This window comes from Sphingobium lactosutens, assembly GCF_013393185.1.
GTDB classification, from domain to species: domain Bacteria; phylum Pseudomonadota; class Alphaproteobacteria; order Sphingomonadales; family Sphingomonadaceae; genus Sphingobium; species Sphingobium lactosutens_A.
The window spans coordinates 1-3,596 of sequence record NZ_QJQX01000026.1 but is presented as its reverse complement, the minus strand read 5'-3'; the positions used below and the strand labels follow the sequence as shown (position 1 = coordinate 3,596).

At 62.1% G+C, this 3,596-nt stretch carries 5 protein-coding genes; 1 reads left to right on the top strand and 4 read right to left on the bottom strand.

The genetic code is table 11. The features are described from left to right. Window positions 1-187: 187 nt before the first annotated feature. Window positions 188-628 (top strand): redox-sensitive transcriptional activator SoxR, encoded by a 441-nt coding sequence (soxR, locus tag DM806_RS03080; RefSeq protein WP_179041791.1) that lies wholly within the window; start codon window positions 188-190, stop codon window positions 626-628. Window positions 629-827: 199 nt separating this feature from the next. Here soxR and DM806_RS03075 read toward each other — a convergent pair whose 3' ends face one another. The 4 genes from DM806_RS03075 to tnpA all read right to left on the bottom strand — a co-directional run bounded on the left by DM806_RS03075 (window position 828) and on the right by tnpA (window position 3,512). Then, window positions 828-1,073 (bottom strand): hypothetical protein, encoded by a 246-nt coding sequence (locus DM806_RS03075; RefSeq protein ID WP_019052496.1) that lies wholly within the window; start codon window positions 1,071-1,073, stop codon window positions 828-830. 17 nt (window positions 1,074-1,090) lie between these two features. Continuing rightward, the gene (gene tnpC, locus DM806_RS03070; RefSeq protein WP_179041790.1) at window positions 1,091-2,755 is read right to left on the bottom strand and encodes an IS66 family transposase; all 1,665 of its coding nucleotides are present in this window, start codon (window positions 2,753-2,755) and stop codon (window positions 1,091-1,093) included. Window positions 2,756-2,826: 71 nt separating this feature from the next. After that, the gene (tnpB, locus tag DM806_RS03065) at window positions 2,827-3,168 is read right to left on the bottom strand and encodes an IS66 family insertion sequence element accessory protein TnpB (protein ID WP_019052498.1); all 342 of its coding nucleotides are present in this window, start codon (window positions 3,166-3,168) and stop codon (window positions 2,827-2,829) included. Beyond that, window positions 3,165-3,512 carry an IS66-like element accessory protein TnpA gene (tnpA, locus tag DM806_RS03060; RefSeq protein ID WP_062788688.1) on the bottom strand — a complete coding sequence of 116 codons (348 nt, stop codon included), beginning with the start codon at window positions 3,510-3,512 and terminating at the stop codon, window positions 3,165-3,167. Before tnpA ends, tnpB begins: the two co-directional genes overlap by 4 nt. Window positions 3,513-3,596 lie beyond the last annotated feature (84 nt).

The window sequence follows — 3,596 nt, the reverse complement described above, 5'->3', positions numbered from 1 at the left end:
TTTGCAACAGATTTTGGCGAACGGCCGCCGCTGCTTGCACGGCAAGAAATCGGCCAGTGCCAGTTATGGAAAATCTCAAATACGCCTCCCTTGCGAATCAGGGAGGGCTTCTATAGAACCTCAACCAATGTTGAGGTAAAGGCTCTTCTGCCGCTTTTCCGATCCCATTGCGCTTAGGAGCGTTTCGATCCCCCTCCCTGCTGCCAATCTGAGCGTCGGCGATGTCGCCCGTCGTGCCGGCGTGCCCGTGTCCACTCTTCATTTCTACGAAGCGCAGGGGCTGATCGAAAGCGAGCGCACTGGCGGCAATCAGCGGCGTTACCATCGCTCGGTTCTGCGGCTAATTGCGGTGATCAAGGTTGCGCAGCGTGTTGGCATTCCGCTGGCGCAGATAAAGGAGCATCTTGCGGGGTTGCCGACGGGGCATTTGCGGATCGCGTCGGACTGGTCGAGCTTGTCCAGCCTGTGGCGCGCCGAACTGGATCAGCGGATCGAGAAGCTGACCCATCTTCGCGATCAGATGGCGAGTTGCATAGGATGCGGATGCCTGTCCCTGGCCGACTGTCCGTTGCGCAATCCTCAGGACATTGCGGCATCTGGAGGCGCGGGCGCCCGTGCATTCGAGTGAGGATCGAGTGCCTCGTTTCAGGGCCGATCCAATCAGTCTTCTGGGAATTAATACACAGATTTATCAGTCAGATGAGGCCATGCCGCAGCGCCCGTCAAGGCGGCGGGCAGGCTGGAGAGCAACTTCGGTGCGTTCAGAAGGCTCGTACGCATCCGGTGAGGACCGCGGCTACTGACGGTTTGCTGGGGGATTTGGCATCTTACTTGCCGAGGAAGGCCTCGACGCCTTCTTGAGCGAGCACATCGCGGAATGCAGCATCGGCATCGCGGTCGGTGGGGAATAGATTGTCCCAGACCGTCGAGGTGCCGTGCTCGTTGACGACCTCGAGGGACCAGCCACGTTCGGTGGCGAGCCGCACGATGTTGATGGTCAGCCGTACGCCCGCCTGTTCGATGGACCGGCAGAGAGAGGATTCAATCAGTTCGGGTTGCGGGTCAAATTCCATGCCGTGATGCTATGAGATCACGGCTCCAGCTTCAACGCTGTTGGTTTCCAATTCCATGGGAGCAGATCGCCAAGCCGATTAGCCGGATGACCGGCGATGCGGGCAAGGACGTCGGCGAGCCAAGCCTGGGGATCGAGGTCGTTGAGGCGACAGCTTTGAATGAGTGAAAACATGATGGCGGCGCGCTGACCGCCGCGATCGGAGCCGCAAAATAGCCATGCTTTCCGCCCGAGTGGCACACAGCGTAGCGCCCGTTCCGCTGCGTTGTTCGTGAGGCATACCCTGCCATCGACGAGGAAGCGGGTGAAGGAGTCCCAGCGCCGAAGCATATAGTTGATAGCCTTGGCGAGATCATGGTTACGCGACAGCTTGGCGAGTTGGGCGTTCAACCAGTCGTGCAGTTCGGCGATCAGTGGCGCGCTCAACTCCTGACGGGCGGCAAGCCGCTCCGCTGGTGTCTTGCCGTTGATACCGCGCTCAACGTCGAACAGGGCGTCCAGCTTCTGCACCGCCTCCAGCGCAATCGGATAGATCGGGCCAGTCCGCTCGCCGCGGCTCTTCTTGCGCGCAGCGCCCTCGACGTCAGCAAGTTCGAAGAACTTCCTGCGCGCGTGAGCAAAGCATCCTGCCTCCAGGATGAGACCAGGCTGGCGGTTGGGAGCGTACAGCTCAAAATAGCCCGCATAGGCATCAGCCTGCAGAATCCCGGACCAGGACGCGAGGTGCGCCTGGGGATGTTCCCCGCGCCGGTCGCGCGAATAATAGAAAACCACCGCCGGCGGATCGGCGCCGCCGAACGGGCGGTCATCCCGGACATAATCCCATAATCTACCGGTATCGGTCTTGCCCTTGGCCATGACCGGCACGGTGGTATCGTCGCCATGCACGCGCTCGGCGGCAAAGACATGGGCCTCGATCAGCCGAAAGATGGGCATCAAGGCGAAGGACGCCGCACCAACCTGATCGGCAAGCGTGGAGACGCTCAGCGGCACGCCTTCGCGAGCGAAGCGCTCCGCCTGGCGGTTGAGCGGCTGGTGCTGCCCATACTTCTCGAACAGCAGCATGGCGAGGAAGCTTGGCCCTGCCCAGCCACGCGGCACGACATGGAATGGCGCGGGCGGCTGCGTGATCTTCTCGCAGTCACGGCAGGAGAATTTCTCGCGTACGGTCTGGATGACCTTCCAGGCACGCGGGATTACCTCCAGCGTCTCGGTTACATCCTCGCCCAGCTTCGACAGGCGCATGCCGCCACAGGCCGGACAGGAACAGGGCGCCGGAACGACGACGCGGTCGCGGGGCAAATGGACGGGGAACGGTTTTTTAACTGGCCTCTTGCGCTCAAAGGCGGTGACGTTCGTCGCCTTTGTCGCGGCGGCCTCGGCGGCCAGATCATCTTCGGCGGCGTCGGCCTCCAAATCTTCGAGCTCAAACTCCATCTGCGCAAGAAGCCGGCGGGTGCGTTCGGCGCTGGGGCCGTACTGCTCGCGCCTGAGCTTGGCGATCTGCAACTTGTAGTGCGAGATCAACGCCTCGGTGGCGCTCTCCCGGGCACGGGCATTGGCCAGTTCGGCTTCAGCGCTCGTGGCCCGCTGTTCGGCTTCATCGGCGCGCTGCGCACTGAGCCGTACCAACGCCTTGAGCGCTTCGATATCGTCAGGCAGGGGCGAAACGGCGGCGTCCACAACTTGGATGGAATCATAGAAAACCTCCCGGATGAAGCGGAAAATGCAGCCTCCGCCGAGAAAATCTGCGCCTATCCTGCGCTCTGTGGGCGCCAGCTATATTGCGGGTTCCGCCAGTCCACTCCGTCGAGCAGGCAGGCCAGCTGTGAGCTCGTCAGCGACACCACGCCGTCCTTCGCGGCGGGCCAAATGAACTTCCCTCGTTCCAATCGCTTCGAATATAACGACATCCCGAGGCCGTCGTGCCAGATTATCTTCACAAGCGCCCCGCTGCGCCCGCGAAAGACCCAAAGATCGCCGGCAAATGGGTCTCGCGAGAAGCTCTGCTGCACCATTGCTGCCAAGCTCTGCATGCCGCGCCGCATATCTGTGTGGCCCATCGCAATCCACACCCGCGCGCCAGCTGGGATCATCGCAGGGCCTTGAGCGCTGCCGACACCAAGGCAGCTGGTGCCGACGCAGATATGCTCACGCGCCCTTTGCCACCCAGATCCACGATGATCACCGGCATTGCGGCCTGGTGCGCATTCTGCTGTTCGCCATCGTCAACCACCGCCTCGGCGAACTCCGTCAGGGCGGGCGGCTGCCGCAGCTTGTTGCGCCACGTGTAAATGCGCGCCGTGGAAATATCGTGCCGACGCGCCACAGCCAAAACGCTGGCCCCAGGCGCAAAGGCTTCTGCCAAAATCTGGAGCCGTTCCTCGTCGCTCCAGCGCCGCCGCCGTTCCGGCCCGGTCATCACCGTGATCTGCCGCATCCACTGCTCCTAAGCGTGCTCTCGAGAGCGTTCTTAAGAGCAGGCCCCTACCTCACGACAAGGCGCGTCTCGCCGGATGCATAC

Coding starts and splice junctions, on each gene's coding strand:
- DM806_RS03075 (WP_019052496.1), bottom strand. CDS start 1,073: ATGGAATTTGACCCGCAACCCGAACTGATTGAATCCTCTCTCTGCCGG.
- tnpB (WP_019052498.1), bottom strand. CDS start 3,168: ATGATCCCAGCTGGCGCGCGGGTGTGGATTGCGATGGGCCACACAGAT.
- tnpA (WP_062788688.1), bottom strand. CDS start 3,512: ATGCGGCAGATCACGGTGATGACCGGGCCGGAACGGCGGCGGCGCTGG.